The 19,926-nt window shown below is 54.0% G+C and carries 18 protein-coding genes; 14 read left to right on the plus strand and 4 right to left on the minus strand.

Annotated elements, in window-relative coordinates; genetic code table 11:
- Positions 1–170 precede the first annotated feature (170 nt).
- The 8 genes from arcA (at position 171) to cydC (ending at position 11,859) form a co-directional block, all read left to right on the plus strand.
- A complete protein-coding gene (gene arcA, locus M467_RS20250; protein WP_031199961.1) occupies positions 171–1,400 on the plus strand; it encodes an arginine deiminase in 1,230 nt (409 codons plus the stop codon).
- A 16-nt stretch (positions 1,401–1,416) separates the two neighbouring features.
- Positions 1,417–2,445, plus strand: coding sequence for an ornithine carbamoyltransferase (gene argF, locus M467_RS20255; protein WP_021065974.1), 1,029 nt, complete (start codon positions 1,417–1,419; stop codon positions 2,443–2,445).
- 53 nt (positions 2,446–2,498) lie between these two features.
- Positions 2,499–3,974 (plus strand): arginine-ornithine antiporter, encoded by a 1,476-nt coding sequence (gene arcD / locus M467_RS20260; RefSeq protein ID WP_021065975.1) that lies wholly within the window; start codon positions 2,499–2,501, stop codon positions 3,972–3,974.
- A gap of 15 nt (positions 3,975–3,989) precedes the next feature.
- The gene (arcC, locus tag M467_RS20265) at positions 3,990–4,952 is read left to right on the plus strand and encodes a carbamate kinase (protein WP_021065976.1); all 963 of its coding nucleotides are present in this window, start codon (positions 3,990–3,992) and stop codon (positions 4,950–4,952) included.
- A gap of 178 nt (positions 4,953–5,130) precedes the next feature.
- Positions 5,131–7,473, plus strand: a complete 2,343-nt coding sequence (locus M467_RS20270; protein ID WP_021065977.1) for a glycoside hydrolase family 31 protein — start codon at positions 5,131–5,133, stop codon at positions 7,471–7,473.
- 134 nt (positions 7,474–7,607) lie between these two features.
- Positions 7,608–8,294, plus strand: a complete 687-nt coding sequence (locus tag M467_RS20275; protein WP_021065978.1) for a Crp/Fnr family transcriptional regulator — start codon at positions 7,608–7,610, stop codon at positions 8,292–8,294.
- A gap of 128 nt (positions 8,295–8,422) precedes the next feature.
- Positions 8,423–10,147 carry a thiol reductant ABC exporter subunit CydD gene (gene cydD / locus M467_RS20280; RefSeq protein WP_031199963.1) on the plus strand — a complete coding sequence of 575 codons (1,725 nt, stop codon included), beginning with the start codon at positions 8,423–8,425 and terminating at the stop codon, positions 10,145–10,147.
- Positions 10,144–11,859 carry a thiol reductant ABC exporter subunit CydC gene (gene cydC / locus M467_RS20285; RefSeq protein WP_021065980.1) on the plus strand — a complete coding sequence of 572 codons (1,716 nt, stop codon included), beginning with the start codon at positions 10,144–10,146 and terminating at the stop codon, positions 11,857–11,859. The genes cydD and cydC overlap by 4 nt, the downstream gene beginning before the upstream one ends.
- Before the next feature lie 247 nt (positions 11,860–12,106).
- On the opposite strand, the gene M467_RS20290 is transcribed toward cydC, so the two are convergent.
- The 3 genes from M467_RS20290 to M467_RS20300 all read right to left on the minus strand — a co-directional run bounded on the left by M467_RS20290 (position 12,107) and on the right by M467_RS20300 (position 14,275).
- Positions 12,107–12,631 (minus strand): hypothetical protein, encoded by a 525-nt coding sequence (locus M467_RS20290; protein ID WP_021065981.1) that lies wholly within the window; start codon positions 12,629–12,631, stop codon positions 12,107–12,109.
- A gap of 138 nt (positions 12,632–12,769) precedes the next feature.
- Entirely contained in the window at positions 12,770–13,849 is a 1,080-nt protein-coding gene (locus M467_RS20295; protein ID WP_021065982.1) for a GGDEF domain-containing protein, read from the minus strand.
- Between the two features lie 90 nt (positions 13,850–13,939).
- The gene (locus tag M467_RS20300; RefSeq protein WP_021065983.1) at positions 13,940–14,275 is read right to left on the minus strand and encodes a hypothetical protein; all 336 of its coding nucleotides are present in this window, start codon (positions 14,273–14,275) and stop codon (positions 13,940–13,942) included.
- Between the two features lie 88 nt (positions 14,276–14,363).
- On the opposite strand from M467_RS20300, the gene M467_RS20305 reads away from it, so the two are divergent.
- The 6 genes from M467_RS20305 to M467_RS20330 all read left to right on the plus strand — a co-directional run bounded on the left by M467_RS20305 (position 14,364) and on the right by M467_RS20330 (position 18,453).
- The gene (locus tag M467_RS20305; RefSeq protein WP_021065984.1) at positions 14,364–14,546 is read left to right on the plus strand and encodes a hypothetical protein; all 183 of its coding nucleotides are present in this window, start codon (positions 14,364–14,366) and stop codon (positions 14,544–14,546) included.
- Positions 14,547–14,625: 79 nt separating this feature from the next.
- Positions 14,626–15,576 (plus strand): peptide-methionine (S)-S-oxide reductase MsrA, encoded by a 951-nt coding sequence (gene msrA / locus M467_RS20310; protein ID WP_021065985.1) that lies wholly within the window; start codon positions 14,626–14,628, stop codon positions 15,574–15,576.
- A gap of 13 nt (positions 15,577–15,589) precedes the next feature.
- Complete coding sequence (locus M467_RS20315; protein ID WP_031199965.1) at positions 15,590–16,885, plus strand: DUF2252 domain-containing protein; 1,296 nt, start codon at positions 15,590–15,592, stop codon at positions 16,883–16,885.
- A gap of 69 nt (positions 16,886–16,954) precedes the next feature.
- Positions 16,955–17,227, plus strand: coding sequence for a DUF5327 family protein (locus tag M467_RS20320; RefSeq protein ID WP_021065987.1), 273 nt, complete (start codon positions 16,955–16,957; stop codon positions 17,225–17,227).
- Positions 17,228–17,332: 105 nt separating this feature from the next.
- The gene (locus M467_RS20325; RefSeq protein ID WP_021065988.1) at positions 17,333–17,698 is read left to right on the plus strand and encodes a rhodanese-like domain-containing protein; all 366 of its coding nucleotides are present in this window, start codon (positions 17,333–17,335) and stop codon (positions 17,696–17,698) included.
- A 122-nt stretch (positions 17,699–17,820) separates the two neighbouring features.
- Positions 17,821–18,453, plus strand: coding sequence for an HAD family hydrolase (locus M467_RS20330; RefSeq protein ID WP_021065989.1), 633 nt, complete (start codon positions 17,821–17,823; stop codon positions 18,451–18,453).
- A gap of 38 nt (positions 18,454–18,491) precedes the next feature.
- Here M467_RS20330 and M467_RS20335 read toward each other — a convergent pair whose 3' ends face one another.
- The gene (locus tag M467_RS20335; protein WP_021065990.1) at positions 18,492–19,904 is read right to left on the minus strand and encodes an NAD-dependent succinate-semialdehyde dehydrogenase; all 1,413 of its coding nucleotides are present in this window, start codon (positions 19,902–19,904) and stop codon (positions 18,492–18,494) included.
- Between the last annotated feature and the right edge of the window lie 22 nt (positions 19,905–19,926).

Consider the following 19,926-nt stretch of genomic DNA (forward strand, 5'->3'; position numbering starts at 1 on the left):
CACGTCATGGTCTATGCACTTTTCTGTGGAATCCACCACAGTCCAAACGTCGGACTTGCCCATCGTGGAAATGGGTAAGTTGATAATGTAAGGGTAGCAACACACCCGAATCACAAGGAGGAAGCGAGATGATATCGATGACGGATCAACAAACCGCACGGGATACTACGCTGAAACATCCGATCCACGTGTATTCAGAAATTGGTGAACTCAGGACCGTCCTTTTAAAACGTCCAGGACGCGAACTCGAAAATTTGACCCCGGAATATTTGGAACGACTCCTGTTTGATGACATTCCCCATCTTCCAGTCATTCAAAAAGAACACGACTACTTTGCGAGCGTGCTCCAAAATCGAGGCGTCGAAGTGCTTTATCTCGAAAACTTAATGGCTGAGACGTTGTCGTTGCCGGGTGTCCGTGAACGTTTCGTCGCTGATATCTTGTCAGAGTCCAAATCAAATATCAACGGTTCGTACGAGACGCTGAAAGAGTATTTGCTCGCCTACGACAATGAAAAGTTGATTGAAACCGTCATGGCCGGGATTCGGAAGTCCGAGATTAAGCCCGAAAAACGGCGCCACTTACACGAGATGATTGAGGACACGTATCCGTTCTATCTCGATCCGATGCCGAACTTATACTTCACCCGTGACCCGGCGGCAGCAATCGGCAACGGGCTATCCATCAACCGGATGAAAGAGCCGGCTCGTCGTCGTGAATCGTTGTTCACGCAATATATTATGCGCTATCACCCACGATTCGCGAAACATGACATCCCGATTTGGTCGGACCGCGACTACCGCTTCGCGATGGAGGGTGGGGACGAGCTCGTATTGTCGAAGGAAGTCGTCGCCATCGGGATTTCCGAACGAACGACGGCCCAAGGGATTGAACGGGTCGCCCTCAACTTGTTGAAAAACGGCGGCACATTCAAAAAAGTCATCGCCATCGAAATTCCGAAGTCGCGCGCGTTCATGCATCTCGACACGGTCTTCACGATGGTCGACCATGACAAGTTCACGATTCATCCGTTCATCCAAGGTCCAGGAGGCAAGATGAATATCTTTGAACTGACGTTGAACGCTGAAGGCGAACTTCACATCACGCAGCATACGGATCTGTTGAACGTGTTGAAAGCCGCACTCGGTCTCGATGAGATCGTCTTAATCCCATGTGGGGGCGGGGACCCGATTGCCGCTGCCCGCGAGCAATGGAACGATGGGTCGAACACGCTCGCCATCGCTCCAGGCGTCGTCGTCACGTACGACCGCAACTACGTCTCGAACGAGTTGCTCCGTTCCGAGGGCGTCGAAGTCATCGAAATCATGTCGAGTGAACTGTCGCGTGGCCGTGGGGGTCCACGCTGTATGAGCTGTCCGATTATCCGCGAAGACATTTAACGAGGAGGAAACGAGCATGTCCACAACGTACAACTTTGATTTGAAAGGCCGTCATTTTCTATCATTGAACGATTTTTCAGGAGACGAGTTGAACTATTTGATCGATTTATCGGCCGCCTTCAAGCGTCAAAAGCAACAAGGCGTCCCGCACCGCATCTGTGAAGGGAAGAACGTGGCGCTCTTGTTTGAAAAACCATCGACACGGACGCGTTGTGCGTTTACTGTGGCGGCCATCGATCTCGGCATGCATCCGGAATACCTCGGGAAATCGGATATCCAGTTCGGCAAAAAAGAATCGGTTCGAGACACGGCCATCGTGCTCGGACGTATGTTCGACGGCATCCAGTTCCGTGGGTTCGCCCATGAGACGGTCGAAGGTTTGGCCAAAGATGCTGGTGTCCCGGTATGGAACGGGTTGACGGACTTATATCATCCGACTCAAATCTTGGCCGACTTCTTGACCGTCAAAGAACAGAAAGGCGAGTTGTCTGGCATTCGCTTCGTCTATGTCGGCGATGGACGCAACAATATGGGCAACACGCTCTTGATTGGTGGGGCCAAAGTCGGAATGGACATGCGCATCTGCGCGCCGAAATCGCTCTGGCCGTCAGATGAGGTCGTCGATTTTGCCCGCTCGGTCGCTGCCGAGACGGGAGCGAAAATTACGTTGACCGAGAGTATCGATGAAGCGGTCGCCGACGCCGACGTGATTTACACCGATGTGTGGGTGTCGATGGGCGAAGAGGCTGAATTCGCCGAGCGGATCAAGTTGCTCCATCCTTACCAAGTGAACATGGACATGCTCACGAAGACTAATAATCCAGACGTCATGTTCCTTCACTGTCTGCCAGCCTTCCACGACTTGGAGACCGAGGTTGGCCGAGCCATCCATTCCGAATATGGTCTGACCGAGATGGAAGTCACGGACGAGGTGTTCCGGAGTCGTCATTCCTTCGTCTTTGATCAGGCGGAGAATCGGATGCACACGATTAAAGCTGTGATGGCGGCGACGCTCACCGACACCAACGAATGGCTTGAACGCTGACGGACGGGAGGGGTTTCCCCTCCGGTTCGTACTAAACGAAAGGGATGAGTTCAATGTCTACGAAAATAGCGCATGACTCAAGTGGAACGGCTGGCGTACAACCGGAGAAAAAGGATCGACGATTAGGGCTCGGGGCGTTGACGGCACTCGTCGTCGGTTCGATGATTGGCGGGGGAGCCTTCAACTTAGCGGCCGATTTGGCCCAAGGTGCGAACGCGGGGGCGATTTTGATTGGGTGGGTCATCACCGGAATCGGGATTATCGCACTCGGTCTCAGTTTTCAAAATTTGACGATGCGTCGTCCAGACCTCGACGGCGGGGTGTACAGTTACGCCCGGGCCGGCTTCGGTCAGTTCATGGGGTTCAACTCGGCGTGGGGCTACTGGCTCTCCGCATGGCTTGGTAACGTCGCCTATGCGACGCTCCTGTTCAGTTCGGTCGGTTATTTCTTCCCAATCTTCGAAGGCGGTCAAAACATCGCCTCCATCATCGGCGCCTCGATTATGCTGTGGCTCGTTCATTCGCTCATTTTACGAGGCATTCATGAAGCATCCATGATCAACATCATCACGACGATTGCGAAACTCGTACCGATTTTTGCTTTTATCACCATCACCTTATTCTTCTTCAACCTCGATAATTTCACGTTCGATTTCTGGGGCCAGGGTGGTTTCTCATGGGGTAGTGTGAGAGACCAGGTCGTCTCGACGATGCTCGTCACACTATGGGTGTTCATCGGTGTCGAAGGGGCGGTCGTCTTATCCGGACGGGCCCGCAAGCGCTCGGACGTCGGGAAAGCGACGGTCATCGGGTTGCTCGGGACACTCGTCATCTATCTGCTCATCTCGATCATGTCGCTCGGTCTCATGAATCCAGAGAACGTGGCGAACGCTTCACAACCGGCGATGGCGTACTTGCTCGAGTCGGCGGTCGGACCGTGGGGCGCGATGCTAATCAACGGCGGTCTCGTCATCTCTGTCCTCGGGGCGTGGCTCGGTTGGACGTTACTTGCCGCCGAGATTCCATTCGTGGCCGGGAAAGACGGCGTGTTCCCGAAATGGTTCACGAAAGAGAATAAAAACAGCGCGCCGGCCAACGCGCTCTGGCTCACGAACGGATTGATTCAATTGTTCCTCTTCACGTTCCTGTTCTCGGATGCGGCGTATAATTTCGCCTTCTCGCTCGCTTCGAGCGCCATCTTGATTCCATACGTCTTCTCGGCTTTCTATCAAGTCAAAGTCGCGAAGAACGGCATCGGCTACAACGCCGGTGAACGCCGGACCCGCGATCTCATCATCGGAGCCGTCGCCTCGATTTACGGGATTTGGCTCATCTATGCGGCTGGAATCGACTATCTGCTCTTGACGACCTTACTGTACGCACCAGGTACGTTGCTCTATATCAAGGCACAGCGTGAGAACGGCATCAAGACGTTGACGAAGACGGAATGGATTGTGGCCGGTGTCTTGACCGCGCTCGCCATCTTGGCCGTCGTGCGCATCGTCTCAGGAAATATCTCAGTCTTTTGATCGGGGGAAACCAATATGCGGAATAAACGAGTAGTCATCGCACTAGGTGGAAATGCGATTCAACAAGGAAAAGATGCGACGGCCGAGGCTCAAATTCGAGCCGTCGAGGCGACGGCTGAATCTCTGGCCGCGCTTGTCGCCGAAGGGATTGAGGTCATCATCACCCATGGGAACGGGCCGCAAGTTGGGAATTTGATGTTGCAACAGGCTGCGTCGGATAGTCCGGCGACGCCGGCCTTGCCACTCGACGTTTGCGGGGCGATGACACAAGGGATGATTGGCTATTGGTTCGAGAATGCCCTCACGAAAGCTCTGAGATCGCGCGGTTTGGAACGTTCGGTCGCGCCAATCGTCACGCGGTCGGTCGTCGACCCGAACGATAGTGCTTTCAGTCACCCGACGAAGCCGATTGGTCCCTTCTACGACGAGGCGGAAGCGCAGCAGATGGAACGGACGACCGGTTATGTGTTCAAAGAAGACGCCGGTCGCGGCTATCGCCGCGTCGTCCCGAGTCCGTTTCCAGTGGCGATTCTCGAGCACGCGGTCATCCGTGACCTTGTCGCCCATGAGCACATCGTCGTCGCCTCTGGCGGCGGCGGGATTCCCGTCATCGATACACCAGATGGTTATGTCGGTGTCGAGGCGGTCATCGATAAAGATTTCGCCGCTGCGAAACTCGCCGATCTCGTCGACGCCGACATGCTCCTCATTTTGACGGCCGTCGAGCACGTATTCGTCGATTTTGGGACCTCGTCGGCTCGGGCGCTCGAGGAGACGACGAAAGAACAGCTCGAGACGTATATCGCCGAGGGGCAATTCGCACCGGGCAGTATGTTGCCGAAAGTTCGGGCGGCCCTTCAGTTCGCCGAATCAGGACACGACCGGGTTGCCGTCATCACGTCGCTCGAACAAGCCCTTGCGGCGGTCCGAGGTGAGGTCGGGACGCGCGTCCGACTCGCCGCGACGCTCCAACAATAAGCTCAACGCCACAGACATCAGCGTCTGTGGTTTTTTTCTGAATTGGCAGCTCGTCGTTTTTTATGGTCCGACATGGGGAAGGAATGTTGTATGTCGATTTAGACATTGCTATCATTTTGAGTGTAAACGTTTGCACAATTTAGAAGGGGAGTGACGAAGAGCGGCAACGCTCGAGCTTATGCGTCTATTTGAAGAGGAGAACGTCTATACGCAACAAATGAAACCACAGGCAGATAATCGAGCAATCGTCCAAGGGAGCTGCTATCGCTTCACGGTGCTGACGAGCCAATTGATTCGGATGGAATACGCGGAAGATGGGGTGTTCGAGGACCGACCGACCCAAGTCGTCTTTAACCGGGCGTTCGCAGTCCCGGAGTTTCGCGTGATCGAGGATGAGACAGAACTGCAAATCATCACAGAGCACGTCCACCTCTATTACACGAAAGGGCCGTTCGCGCCGAACACGCTCTACGTCGATGTGAAAGGGAACTTCAGTACGTACTATAGCCGCTATACATTTAACGGACCGGAGCGGACGTTGAAAGGGACGGCGCGAACGCTCGACCATGTCGACGGGGCGACGGAACTCGGTGAGGGCATCGCCTCAAAACAAGGATATGCCGTCATCGATGACTCCGATTCGTTCATCATGACCGAGGATCGTTTTGTGGAACCGAGACGGAAGCATATCCATGACTTGTACTATTTCGGTTATGGACATGAATATAAGCGGGCGCTGCGTGACTTCTATCAACTGACAGGCCCGACGCCGCTGTTGCCAAGAAAAGCGCTCGGCAACTGGTGGAGCCGCTATTGGCGCTACGACGAGACGGAATATAAAGAACTCATGCGTCGGTTTAAGACAGAAGACATCCCGTTCTCGGTCAGCGTCATCGACATGGATTGGCACGTCACCGATGTCCCCGAAGAATACGGGAGCGGATGGACGGGTTATTCATGGAATAAAAACCTGTTCCCGGACCCGAAAGGCTTCTTGACGTGGCTCAAACAAGAGAGTCTGCTCGTCACGTTGAACTTGCACCCGGCGGACGGCGTGCGTGCCTTCGAAGATCAGTATACGGCGATGGCCGAGGCGATGGGCATCGACCCGTCCCAGGGTGACCGCATCCCGTTCGACTTCTCTGATAAGCGCTTCATTCAAGCTTATTTCGAGCAGATGCACCATCCGCATGAAGTCGACGGCGTCGATTTTTGGTGGATTGACTGGCAACAAGGCTCGACCTCGAAAATGGAGGGGCTCGACCCGCTCTGGATGTTGAATCACTATCATGCGACCGATATCGCCCGGGATGGCAACCGTCCGCTCATCTTCTCCCGTTACGCGGGGCCGGGCAGTCATCGCTATCCGGTCGGATTCTCGGGTGACACGCTGATTTCGTGGGCGTCCCTGGCCTTCCAACCGTACTTTACAGCGACGGCGGCCAATATCGGTTACGGCTGGTGGAGCCATGACATCGGCGGGCATTATCGCGGTTCGAAAGACGACGAGCTCGCCGCACGCTGGGTCGCGTTCGGGGTGTTCAGTCCGATTATGCGACTGCACTCGACATTGAGTACGTTCAACGGCAAAGAACCGTGGCGCTTCGGTCTCGAGGCGGAACGGTCGATGAAGACGTTCTTGCGTCTGCGCCATCAATTGATTCCATACATTTATACGATGAACTGGCGCAACCATGTCGGCGCCTTGCCGCTCGTCTTACCGATGTATTACGAGCACCCGGACGAAGACGCGGCATATGAGGTGCCGAATGAGTATTACTTCGGCAGTGAACTCATCGTCTCCCCAATCGTCGAACCGATGAATCGACAGCTCCACGTGGCGGCGACGAACGTCTGGCTACCGAAAGGCGACTGGTTCGACTTCTTCACGGGTCATCGCTACAGCGGAGACAAATCGGTTCGCATGTTCCGTGGGCTCGAAGATCAGGCGGTGTTCGCCAAAGCCGGGGCGATCATCCCGATGGCACCACACCATTCGGGTCGAAACGATACCGACAACCCGGCCGATTTGGAAGTGCTCATCTTCCCAGGCGCCTCGAACACGTTCACGCTCTATGAAGACAATGGGAAGGACCGTGGCTATGAGACGGGAGCCTACGCCGAGACGACGTTCACGCTCGATTGGGAGGAACGGAGCCTTCATATCCAAGTGACAGGTGACCGGTCTGTGTTACCGGTGGACCGCCATGTCACGTTGCTCCTTCGAGGGGTGACCGGGTCTGGTGAATACAAACGGGAGACACAGACGCTTCGCCTCGAGCTCGGACCGATCAGAGACGAGCTGACCGTGGAACTCCCGGTCGATGTGACGGCGAACGACCATCGTCTCGATCGGTTGTATCGCTTCTTGGACCGTGCGGAAATCTCATACGATTTAAAAGACCGGTTATACCGGTCAGCGGCGGCGAAGACGCGACTCGAAGCATGGCTGTTCGATTTACATGCGCTCGAACTCGATCGCGACCTGCAAGACGCGATTATGGAATTGATGCTCGACTGAATACTTTATTGTGACGAAGAGGGGCGGTTCATGCCCTTCTTTTTTTGTCAGAAAATCGTCGGATTTTGTAAGCGTTTTCAATAAGAGGTCGCTTTATACTTAAAAGAGAGGCAAGATGGATTGGAGGATGCGACATGAAACCAAAATGGACGGTGGACGATTTGAGACAGCTTGATGTGTTCGCCAAATGTGCCACACGAGAGCTCGAGGCGCTGTTGCCGCATGTCTATTGCCGCACGTATCGGAAAGGTCAACTCTTGTTCATAGAGGGGGATCCCCGGGAACGGGTCTATTTCTTGATTAGCGGTTATGTGAAGCTCGAGCGTTGCAACGAGACGGCGACACATCAATATACGGACTACTTGAAACCGAAGCAATTGTTCCCGTATCGTGGCTTGTTGACGGAACCGTACTATCAACATTCAGCCGAGGCGTTGACCGATATCGAGGTCATCTATATGCCGACCGACCGTTTCGAACAGCTTGTCTCGCGGAACGCATCGATGTTGCTCCACATCGTCGGACAGATGAACCGGATTCTCGATTTGCACGAGCGCCGTGTCCAGGACATCATCACACCGAGTGCGACTGACCGGGTGCTCAACACGATTCATTACTTGATTGAAGACCTCGGGGAGCCGGAAGCGACGGGCGTCCGTGTCCGCTGCCCGTTCACGACAATTGAGATTTCGCGCTTGTCGGGTACGTCACGAGAGACCGTGTCGAACATCTTATCGCGGTTGCGAAAAGAAGACGTGCTTCAATTTGATGCGCGGGAATTGATGATCGGTCATCCTGAATATTTTGAACAGTCGCTGTGATGGCGCCGCGTGTGGGACGTGGCGTTTTTTGCATGTCTGAGGAAGCGAAGCGTTCGCCTTGCAAGGGTGCATCAGGTATAATTAGTGAGAATCCTCACAAAGAAAAAGTCTCCTGATTGATAGAAAGGATGAACGCAGTGAAACGACTGCAAGCTCTCGCTTTAGCAGAAAAACGCCATATCGTCGGACTCATCATCGCGGCAGTGATGATTGGGTTGTCGATTTTAGCTCAAGCCTATTTGATTGTCGACATTGTCGATCAAGTCTTTTTAAAAAATGCATCGTTTGAAAGCGTCGTTCCGACGCTCGGGTGGCTCATCCTCGCGCTCGTCACACGAGCTGGTTTCGGCTATATGTCGGGGAGGATTGGAGCGAGCCTGTCAGAAAAGGCGAAACGAACACTCCGATTGCAATTGCTCGACCGCTATACGTCGAATCCGATTGAGACGTCACTATCCGGTCAATCCGGTAAAAAGGTGAGCGTGTTCATGGACGCGGTCGACGAAGTCGATGCCTACTTTAGCCAATATTGGCCGCAAGTCATTCAAACGTCGATTATTCCACTACTCATTCTCGTCGTCGTCTTCAGCCAACATTGGATTTCAGGCGTCATCATGATGGTGACGGCTCCATTCATCCCAATTTTCTTCATCATCATCGGGATTGCGACCCAGAAGAAGTCCGAACAGCAGATGGAGAAAATGAATCAGTTCTCCGGCAAGTTCTTGGACGTGTTGCAAGGATTGACGACGCTCAAACTATACGGTCGGACCGAGCGTGAGGCGCAAGCGATTGAAAAGAGCAGTCTCGACTTCCGCGACGCGACGATGGTCGTCTTGAAGACGGCGTTCCTGTCGGGTCTCATGCTCGAGTTCATCTCGATGCTCAGCACGGGCGTCGTCGCACTCGAAGTGGCGCTCCAAATGGTCGTCTGGGAGAACTTGACGTTCTTCTCCGGCTTTTTGATTCTCGTCTTGGCCCCGGAATACTATTTGGCCATCAAAGACCTCGGCGGTGCGTTCCACACCGGACGAGGCAGCATGGGGGCGGCCGACCGTATTTTCGAGGCGCTCGATGCACCGGATGAACGCTTGACCTGGGGCGACCGGACGTTGACGAGCCCGACACCCGACCTCGAGCTCGACGCCGTCTCGTTCGCCTATGAAGGTGGACGCTTTACGCTGCATCCATTAAGCGGTGTGATTCCTGCCGGTGCCCACGTGGCGCTCGTCGGGGCGAGCGGGTCCGGCAAGACGACCGTCTTGAACGTGTTGTCCGGGCTCGTGAAACCGGACAGTGGACGTGTCCTCGTCGACGGAGAACCGCTCGAGACATACACCGATTCGTCATGGTATGACACGATTGGCTACATCTCACAAAATCCGTATTTGTTCGCCGGTACCGTCGCCGATAATATCGCCCTCGGGGAAACGGCCGACGAGATAAACATCCTTGAAGCCGCGAATGCAGCCGGATTGAACGATGTCATCGCGCAATTGCCGAACGGCATTCATACCGAACTCGGTGAAGGCGGTTATGGATTGTCTGGAGGCGAACGGCAACGGCTCGCCTTGGCCCGCGCCTTCTTGAAACGACCGGGCATCATCTTGTTCGATGAACCGACGACAGGGCTCGATTTAGTGACGGAGCAAATCGTTCGGCGCTCGATTGAGGAGTTGTCGCGCGAGGCGACGCTTGTCACGGTCGCGCATCGCTTGCATACGATCAAGCAGGCGGACGCGATTTGGTTCATGGACGATGGGAAGCTCCTCGCCCAAGGCACGCATGACGAATTGCTCAGCGTTCCGCAATACGCTGACTTGTTCACGCTACAGAAAGGGGTGAGAGGATGAACTCACTTTGGACGATCACGAAATGGATGATGCGCGAGAAGAAGGATATCATCCTCTCGATTTTCTTTGGGTACGTGGCCGGCATCGCGGCCGTCGCCTTGTTCGCGGCGAGCGGTTACCTCGTCTCACGGGCCGGTCTCGTACCGCCGCTCTATGCGCTCATGGTGCCTGTCGTTTTGATTAAATTGTTCGGTGTGATTCGGGCGAGTGCGCGTTATCAAGAGCGCCTTGCCTCGCACCGGGCGACATTCACAATTTTGAGCGAGTTGCGGGTCCGGTTTTACCGCCAGCTCGAACCGCTCGTGCCGAGCATCTTTGCCAAGTATCGGAGCGGGGATTTGCTCGCTCGCGTCGTCGGTGACGTCGAGAGCTTGCAAAACTACTTTTTACGGGTATTCTATCCGCCGATTATCTTGGTGCTCGTCTTCTTGAGTACGATTTTTTTCGTCACGTATTTCTCGATGTGGGTCAGCCTCTGGATTTTGTTCGGTGTGTTCGTGACCGGCTTTTTGATTCCGGCGTTCTTCGCCCGAATCCGTGCCAAGCACGACCGCGAGCTTCGCGCCTTACGGGGTGACCTGTCGAGTGGGATGACAGAGATGATGTACGGATATCGCGATTTGTTGCTTCATCATAAACTTGGACGGACACGCGGCGAGCTGCTCGAACAGAGTGACCGTTACGCCGAAGCGCAGAAGCGGGATGTGACGAATCAGTTCTTCAACTCGTCACTCGTCGTGGCGGCATCCCTGCTCGTCTCGTGGGGTGTTCTTGCCATCGGGGCGTATCTCGTCGTCGACGGCGAGTTGAACGGCCTATTTTTGGCCATGCTCATCATGATGTCGCTCACCGCGTTTGAGAACGCGACACCGATGGCGGTCTTCCCAGGCCACTTTGCCGACAGCAAGCAAGCGGCCGACCGACTGCTCGAAGTCGTCGCGCCGAGTGAAGCGATTGTCGCGGCCGAGGCCGCCCGGACGGACATGGTACTCGAATCCGCTCCGGACGTATCGTTCGAGCGCGTGACCTATCGCTATCCGGATACGTACCGCGACGTCCTGAGCGACGTGGACGTGACGTTACGAAGCGGGACGAAGACGGTCATCGTCGGGCCGAGCGGCTCGGGAAAATCGACGCTCCTGCAACTGTTGCTCGCTTTCGTCAGACCCGATTCCGGCGAGATTCGATTGAATGGGCAACGTTTGGACGATGTGACCCAAGCATCGGTCTGGCGTGAAGCCAGCGTCGTCCTTCAAGAGAATCACTTCTTCTTCGGGACGGTACGGGAGAACTTGGCGCTCGCTGGAGAGTTCACCGACGCTGACATGGAAGCGGCGCTCGCGAGCGTCCGGCTCGGTTTCTCACTCGATGAGCCTGTCCTCGAGAAAGGGGCGAACTTGTCGGGCGGGGAACGGCAACGGCTCGCCATCGCCCGGGCACTTTTAAAAAACGGGGTGCTCTGGATTCTCGATGAAGCGACGTCGGCCCTCGATGCGCGGACCGAGGCGGACGTGTTCGCCGAAGTATTCCGCCGTGCCGAATCCTCGACACTCGTCATGGTCAGCCATCGCTTGACCGGGCTCGAGCGCTTCGATCACATCATCGTTATGGAAGGCGGTCGCGTCGTAGAGACGGGAACGTATGATGAACTGATGCGGTCCCGTGGCGTCTTCTATGGATTGAAACAAATCGAGCAAGATATTTTCGCATGAAAAAACGAGCGGCTCCGTCGGAGAGCCGCTCGTTTTTTGGATGGCAAATTTGGGTGCAACAAATGGGGGTTGTCGCATTGCTTTCAAAAAGAGTGTCGTGGAGGGGAATCCACGTGACGTAATGGTTTGGGGAACGGTTACGTCAAGCTTTTGGGAGCTACATCTAGAGTATAAGTGATAACGATTCTCATTGTCAATTAGGAAGTGATACAAAAAAACCGCAACCAGTTCAGGTTGCGGTCGGTCGTCAGCTTGACGTCACGCCTTTACGGAACGTGAAGCGAATCAGACTGAACAAATAGCGGATATAGAAGAGCGCGAACGCATAAAATACGGCGATGGCTGATGCACCGAGTTCGACACCTGGAATGTTCATCAAAAACTCGAGGATGAGAATCGACAAGAGGAAGATGTAGAGGCCGGCATCGAGATAAAGCGGCATCAATTTGCCGCGCTGGTGCCAGAACGTCCGGACGAGCGGTGCGACGATCATCCCGATGATGCGTTCCGCGAAACCGATGCTGAGTACGGAAATCATGAACGCGGCGACCGTCTCGAATGAGACGAGCTCCGAGAACGCGAACATGGAGATGAGCAAGAGCGGGCCGATGAAAATCATCATCGAGAGTGACGTGCGTAAAAAGATAAACAAGTTCCGTTTCATCGTGTCGACTCCCCCGAAGAGCGACTGGCGGAACGTCTTGCCACGTTGATAGTCGAGGATGAACGATCCCACAAACATCAAACCGAATAGTGATAACAATACTGTCATGAAATGTGTTTCCCCTTTTTCTGTCCAAATCTATGATCAACTGTAAGAATCATCGAATCAAAGTCTAGCCTAGTGTACCGATTCACTAGTTGAAAGTAAAGCGGGAAAACTGCGGAAAACCGCAATCTGTTGCGAACGTTACGCCGATTGCGATGCCAAGATGAACCGATTGCGACCAGATTCCTTAGCGTGATATAACGCTTCGTCAGCATGCTTCAACACGCTGTCGACTTCGATGTCGTTCGAATGACAGGCACCGAGCGAGACCGTGATATGTAACGTCCCGGCGCTCGTCTCGAACGGGAACGTCGAGACTTTTTCTCGTATAGATTCGGCCAAGCGGCTCACTTCTTCTTTCTTGGCGTTCGGCATGATGATTAAAAATTCTTCTCCGCCGAAGCGGCCGACGAGATGACGCTCTTCGCTCTCGGCGACGAGCAACATGCCGAGCTCACGCAACACGTCGTCACCGACGTCATGGCCGTACGTGTCGTTCACGCGCTTGAAATGATCGATATCGACAAGGATCAACGCGTACTCTTTTGCCTCGACGTTCAAGTTGGCCATCGCCTCGTTCAACAAGCGTCGGTTGGCGATGCCGGTCAATGCGTCCGTCCGGGCAAGTTGTTGCTGATGCTGGACGTTCTCAAAGTGACGACGCAGTTCTTGAAGTAACCGGTAAGCCGCGCAGGCGCCGCCGTATGCCATCACGACGTAGGCGAGAATGACGGGATAGAACAATTGAAGCGGTAACGCGTAATAGATGGCAGCGCCGAAAACGGAGATGCTGATTGTCGTGAAGACGAGCAACGTATTGCGGGTGTTATCGAGTTTGAGTCGCAACAGGCTGATTGGAAGGACGAGGCCGATCATCGTCAAGACGGCCAAATAAAAGCCGATATATGCTCCGTCAGTGACCATCAAAAAGCGGGCGGTCAAAAAGATGACGGCTGCGACCGTTCCGCTGACCCATCCACCGAACAGAACGGCAAGTGAGATTGGGATGGAGCGCAAATCAATCAGAATCCCTTCGAGCGGCAGTGCGTTCGCCAGTAAAATCAAGGCGACGACCCCGGTTTGAACACCGAGCAGGATTCTGCCTTTCAAAGGCGATTTCGGTGTGAGCCGTGGCCGGTTTCGGAAAGGGAGAAACGAAATCGTGAACAACGTGAACAGGATACACAGATTCAGAAAAAATGAGTTAATGATGGTAAGCATGAACGTATCCCCTAACATGAAATGGAAATAATTAGTTTCAGTTTAGCATATTCAAATCAAGTTGACGCTCTTTGGATGAAAGGAATGTGTTCACCATTCGCGCCATTCTTCTGTCACGTCTTCGGTCGTCTCATAACCGGCTAGAACGGCGCCGGCTTGAATGAAGTCGTACAATTCTTCACGCTCGACCGTCTCGATGAAATGGTCGTGCTCTTCATCAATCTCATTCAGGCGCAACACGACGTCGCGGACGGCCGCTAACACGTCTGTTTCCGTCCCGTCTGCGTGTAATAAAGCGGTCACGTACCGTCGGAGCGCGGCATCGACGGCAAAGATCAGCTCGACGGTATATACGTCATCGCCCTCGTTCATCCGGTCTTCCCACATCAGTGTCGGACGATTGGCCCATAATTGTTCAACTTCCATATGAGGTGCCTCCTTTGAAATGGAACATCATCTTCCACTCTATCTTAGCAAATAAGTCTGGTATCATAGAGGAAAAGGGGGACTGTCCGTGCGGTATTGGGATCATTTCAAACGCGCTTTTATTCCGATCGCGCTCATCTTGATCGGGTTAGCCATCTTTTATACATTATCGGCTCGAGGTAACCTGGCGTTGACTGTTCTCGGGGCGGCCATCGTCGGTGTCATCTTATTTTTAGTGATGCGCCACATGAATCGGGTCGAAGAAGATTAACGAGAACACGTTCGTGGTTCTCGTTTTTTGTTGTCTGTGAGAATTTTTGGGTACACTACATAGTAAGGAGGGATTTATTATGGCAAAAGCTACATTCGCGGGAGGCTGTTTTTGGTGCATGGTCAAACCGTTTCATAAATACGAAGGGGTCGAGCGCGTCATTTCCGGCTATACGGGCGGACATGTCGACAACCCGACGTATCAACAAGTCTGTTCGGAGACGACGGGTCACCTCGAGGCGATTGAGGTCACGTTCGACCCGAACGTGATTTCCTATGAGGAATTGTTGCGCATCTATTGGCGTCAAATTGACCCGACCGATGGCGGCGGACAGTTCAACGACCGGGGTGAGTCGTATCGCCCGGCCATCTTCTATCACTCGGAAGAACAGCGCGTCGCGGCCGAACGCTCGAAACAAGAAATCGAGGACTCTGGCCGTTTTGATCGACCGATTGAAGTCGAAATCCGTCCGGCGAAGACGTTCTGGGAAGCGGAAGATTATCATCAAGACTATTACAAGAAAAACCCGTTCCGTTACGAGATGTACCGCGTCGGTTCTGGCCGGGCCAAGTTCGTGAAAGAGGCGTGGAGCGACAAGAAGTTGCAGAAAGAATTGAAAAATCGTCTGACGCCGATGCAATATAAAGTCACGCAAGAGAACGGCACTGAGCCTCCGTTCCAAAATGAATATTGGGATGAGGAACGGGAAGGCTTATACGTCGATGTCATCGATGGGACACCACTCTTCACGTCGCGCGATAAATTCCAATCCAACTGCGGATGGCCGAGTTTCGCCCGCCCGATCGAGGAGAAGCGCATCGACATGAATATGGACACGACGCATCACATGGTCCGGACCGAGGTCCGTTCGAAGGGAGCCGACAGCCACCTCGGCCACTTGTTCGATGACGGTCCGAAAGAGCTCGGTGGTTTGCGCTACTGCATCAACTCGGCAGCGCTCCGTTTCATTCCAAAAGAAGAACTTGAGTCTGCAGGATATGGAGAGTACAAGCACTTATTTGATGCGTGAAGGGGAGAAGGCCATGTTCACATCCGTCAAACAACAAATCCGTCGTGAGACGCTCGCGACCGTCTTGGATTATTACGACAAATCGATTCGGAATCTATCGGAAGCCGCCAGAGATGAGAAGTATAACAAGATGAGCGCGACGCCGTTCTCGTTCTTTCGGGGGAGTTCGCACTTATTCTATTATGATTTTGCGAAAGTGCCGCTCGCGTTCGATACCGATGCGTCCCATCCGACGTTCATTCAAGGCGATCTCCATTTTGAGAATTTTGGTGTGTTCGAGGATGGCGCCGGGACAATCATTTACGATGTGAACGATTTTGATGAGGCGTATCTCGGCTCTTATTTGTTTGATGTGCTGCGCATGGCCATCTCAGTTGACTTGTTTGCCGCTGAGTCAGGTTTTGATGCGACTCGTGCTATCGAGACATATGCTGACACGTATGCACGTGCGATTGAGCGTTACGCGAACGGGAAAGACGAAGATGTCCAGTTTACGAAAGCGAACACGTGCAAAGCGATCAAGAAAGTGATTAAAAAGGCCGAGAAGAAGAAAGACGCGTTCATGGCCGAGCGGACGGAAGTGCGGGATGAGGAGCGTTACTTTGCGACGAGTGACGACCTCGTTCCGGTCAGTCCGAAGACGGCGAAGCAAATCAAGCAGGCATGGCCGGACTATTTGTCGTCGTTATCGGAGAAACATCGCCATCACGCCGACCATTACAAGATTAAAGATATCGCCATTAAACGTGAGAGTGGCACCGCTTCGATTGGGCTCGAACGCTATTATATTTTGATTGAAGGCGCGGACGAGGAGCATGACGAGGATCTCATCCTTGAAATGAAACAAGCCCAATCGGCCGTCCCGTCTCTCTTCTTGCCGACGCATCCATTGTTTGAGGACGGGCTGTCCCATCAAGGGGCCCGTGTCATCGCGGCCCAGCGTGCCATGGTGCACAGTCGTGACCCGTATCTCGGCTACTTGACGATTGATGGGAATGAATACTACGTCCGTCAGCGGTCACCGTATAAGCGAAAAGTGAAAGCAAAGCACATCAAGAATGAGGAATCGCTCATCGAGACGTTGAAAGTGCAGGCGGAAATCACCGCCAAGATTCATGCCCGGGCGGATGCAGATGCGAACGTGCTCGATTATGAGGCGAGTGAACGCATCGCGGCGGCCATCGGTGTGTCGCGCCCGCTGTTTATCCGTCAAATCACAAGGTGGTCCCAATTTTACGCCAATCAAGTCCGGTTTGATTTTGAAGCGTTCCAGACATGGCTCACGACGCGCTCAGAGACTCACGTCTGAACGAGCATCGGACTTGCGGCCAGCCCCTCGTTTGCCTCAGAATGGAACGGTAAAGGATGTGTGCGATAGATGATTACGGAACAACAAGTCATCCTGCAGATGAAGCAAGTGATGACACAAATCGAACAGTCGAGCGGAGAGACCCAGAAGCGCCATTTGGCCAAGCTGATGGGGTATTGCGAGCTACTGCTCGCCGATTCGACTCCGACGCAACAAGCAGTGGTTCCCGTGGCCCAACCGGTCGAGTCGAAGCCGCCGCTCGATCGTCAGATGGCGGCGTTCCTTGGAATTCCGCTTGAAGAAGAGGACAAACCGAAAACTGATTCATTGCTCGACTTTTAAGCTGTGCCCCGTGGCACAGCTTTTTTTGTGAGGCGTTCGCGTTGACTTATATACCGTAGGGGGTATAATGGGATTAACTAAAATATACCTAACGGAGGCGTGACTATGCTTGACTTCTTGTTTGTTGCAGTAGTGATCGGATTGATTTATTTTTGGTGGACGAAGCGGAACGGCACGAAAACAGTCTCGACGGATGAGTTGAAACGAAAGATTGCCGAAGAGCGGAACATTCAATTGCTCGACGTCCGGGAACCGCATGAATACAAGGGCGGGCATATCAAACAAGCGAAGAACGTGCCTTTGTCAGGATTCGGCAATGCGAGCGCGCAGTATCCGAAAGATAAAGATCGTCCGGTCTACGTCATCTGTCAGAGCGGGATGCGAAGCCAACGGGCCGCTGCGATGTTGAAGAGTGCCGGCTATACGGACGTCTACTCGGTCAAAGGCGGTATGAATTTCTGGCGTGGATAATGAGAACAGCTCTAGCCGAACAATATGTTCAGCTAGAGCTATTTTTATGAAACGTTTCCGCTTTCGGTTTTCAGGGGATTCTGCTACGGTAGGAACATAGGAAAGAGAGAGGGGACCAGACAATGGCAGTCATTTTATTTGATATCGATGGGACGCTCGTCGACACGACCGGACCGATGACGCAAGCGATTCACGAGGCGTTGGAGCAACTTCCACATTTACCGAAACCGAGTGAGGATGCGGTCCGTTCCGGTTACGGGTTGGCCGGCAACGCATTTTGGGAACATGTCATCCCGGAAGCGACGATTGAAGAGATTCGCCAAATCCGCAAGTTGCGGCATGAGACGCTCGAGCGGGCGATGGAAGGACAGCTCGTCTTGTTCGACGGCATCTATGAGATGCTCGAGGCGCTTCATAAAAAAGGGCACACGTTGACGACCGCGAGCAACTGCGGTGTCCATTATTTGAACCTGATTCTCGACTCGCAAAACATTCGCCAGTTCATGACGGCGCCAGAATGCCTCGAATCCGTAAGTGGTGAGAAAAAAGCCGACATTTTGACGGCGCATCGCCTCCGTCACGGCGAGAACGACTATGTGATGGTCGGGGACCGGAAATCGGATGTCGAAGCGGCTCGGGCCCATGACTTCCCGGTCGTCTTGACTGGATTTGGGTTTGGAAACGAGGACGAATGGGCGCTCGCGGATCATGTAATTGCGACGCCGAACGACTTGATTACGTATATCGAATCATAAAAAGTTCCGGTTGAACGCGATGTTCAACCGGAATTTTTTTAAAGTCCAAGCGAGATATATTTGATTTCTAAAAATTCTTCGATGCCATGGTGACCACCTTCACGGCCGAGACCGCTCTGCTTCCACCCGCCGAACGGTGCTTGCGGCGTCGACGGGAGACCGTCATTGACGCCGACGATGCCGTATTCGAGCGCTTCGGCCAAATAGAGGGCCTCGTTGATGTCTTGCGTGAACACATAAGCGGCGAGACCGAACGGGGTCGCATTCGCCCGCTCAATTACTTCCTCGAGCGTATCGAACGACGCAATCGGTGCGACGGGGCCGAATGTCTCCTCGTTCATGCACAGCATATCCTCATTCGCATAGCGGACGACGGCCGGCCGGACGAACAATCCGTCGAGCTGTTCGCCACCCGTGATTTCCCCGCCCCGGATTTGGGCGTCTTCCAAGTGCTTCATCACTTTCTCGACCGCGGCCTCGTCGATGAGCGGGCCGATATCCGTCCCTTCGTCGAGTCCGTTCCCGACTTCGAGCGCCGCGACGGCCTCAATGAATTTTTCAGAGAACGCATCGACGATGGATTGCTCGACATAAATTCGGTTGGCACAGACGCACGTCTGTCCGCCGTTACGGAATTTCGTCGCGACGGCTTGAGGCACGGCCTTTTCGAGGTCTGCCTGCGCTGTGACGATGAGCGGGGCGTGACCACCGAGCTCGAGCGAGATTTTCTTCATCGTATCGGCGGCACCGCGCATGAGCGTCTTGCCGACCTCGGTCGAACCGGTGAACGTCAATTTGCGGACACGGGGATCGTGTTGCCACGTGTTCACGATGTCAGAGGCTTTCCCGGTGACGAGATTGATGACACCGGGGGGGAAACCGGCTTTCTCGGCCAGTTTGACGAGTTCGATGGCCGTCAGCGGCGTCGCGGAGGCCGGTTTCAGGACGACGGTGCAACCTGCAGCCAGAGCCGGTGCGAGCTTCCGGGTGATCATCGCCGCCGGAAAATTCCATGGTGTGATGGCGGCGACGACGCCGACCGGTTGCTTGATGGCGAAGATTCGCTTCTTGTTCGACGAGGCCGGGATGGTCTCGCCGTACACGCGTCTTCCTTCGGCGGCGTACCACTCGATGAAGCCATTCGCATAGCGGACTTCGCCGATGGCTTCTTGTAACGGCTTGCCTTGTTCTTCAACCATCGTCCGAGCGATGGCTTCCGTATGTTCATCAATCAGGCGGTTCCATTCGAGCAGGAGAGCGCCGCGTTCTTCGGCGGTCTTCTCTTGCCAGTCCTTCAAGGCATCGTACGCGGCATCGACAGCCTGTTTCGCTTCGGCCGTGTCACTCTTTGTCACCGTGGCCATGATGTTTCCGGTGGCGGGGTTGCGCACCTCGATCGTGTCCGATGTATCAATCCATTCTCCATTGATGAAATTGTTCTCCACTCGCATCTTGATTTCCCCTTTCGTCTAG

Source organism: Exiguobacterium chiriqhucha RW-2, from assembly GCF_000416965.1.
In the GTDB taxonomy this organism is placed as follows: Bacteria; Bacillota; Bacilli; order Exiguobacteriales; family Exiguobacteriaceae; genus Exiguobacterium; species Exiguobacterium chiriqhucha.

Bases quoted from the DNA above. Each gene is read 5' to 3' on its own strand.
- argF (WP_021065974.1), top strand. From the start codon at position 1,417: ATGTCCACAACGTACAACTTTGATTTGAAAGGCCGTCATTTTCTATCA.
- arcD (WP_021065975.1), top strand. From the start codon at position 2,499: ATGTCTACGAAAATAGCGCATGACTCAAGTGGAACGGCTGGCGTACAA.
- arcC (WP_021065976.1), top strand. From the start codon at position 3,990: ATGCGGAATAAACGAGTAGTCATCGCACTAGGTGGAAATGCGATTCAA.
- M467_RS20270 (WP_021065977.1), top strand. From the start codon at position 5,131: ATGCGTCTATTTGAAGAGGAGAACGTCTATACGCAACAAATGAAACCA.
- M467_RS20275 (WP_021065978.1), top strand. From the start codon at position 7,608: ATGAAACCAAAATGGACGGTGGACGATTTGAGACAGCTTGATGTGTTC.
- cydD (WP_031199963.1), top strand. From the start codon at position 8,423: ATGAACGCAGTGAAACGACTGCAAGCTCTCGCTTTAGCAGAAAAACGC.
- cydC (WP_021065980.1), top strand. From the start codon at position 10,144: ATGAACTCACTTTGGACGATCACGAAATGGATGATGCGCGAGAAGAAG.
- M467_RS20290 (WP_021065981.1), bottom strand. From the start codon at position 12,631: ATGACAGTATTGTTATCACTATTCGGTTTGATGTTTGTGGGATCGTTC.
- M467_RS20295 (WP_021065982.1), bottom strand. From the start codon at position 13,849: ATGCTTACCATCATTAACTCATTTTTTCTGAATCTGTGTATCCTGTTC.
- M467_RS20300 (WP_021065983.1), bottom strand. From the start codon at position 14,275: ATGGAAGTTGAACAATTATGGGCCAATCGTCCGACACTGATGTGGGAA.
- msrA (WP_021065985.1), top strand. From the start codon at position 14,626: ATGGCAAAAGCTACATTCGCGGGAGGCTGTTTTTGGTGCATGGTCAAA.
- M467_RS20315 (WP_031199965.1), top strand. From the start codon at position 15,590: ATGTTCACATCCGTCAAACAACAAATCCGTCGTGAGACGCTCGCGACC.
- M467_RS20320 (WP_021065987.1), top strand. From the start codon at position 16,955: ATGATTACGGAACAACAAGTCATCCTGCAGATGAAGCAAGTGATGACA.
- M467_RS20325 (WP_021065988.1), top strand. From the start codon at position 17,333: ATGCTTGACTTCTTGTTTGTTGCAGTAGTGATCGGATTGATTTATTTT.
- M467_RS20330 (WP_021065989.1), top strand. From the start codon at position 17,821: ATGGCAGTCATTTTATTTGATATCGATGGGACGCTCGTCGACACGACC.
- M467_RS20335 (WP_021065990.1), bottom strand. From the start codon at position 19,904: ATGCGAGTGGAGAACAATTTCATCAATGGAGAATGGATTGATACATCG.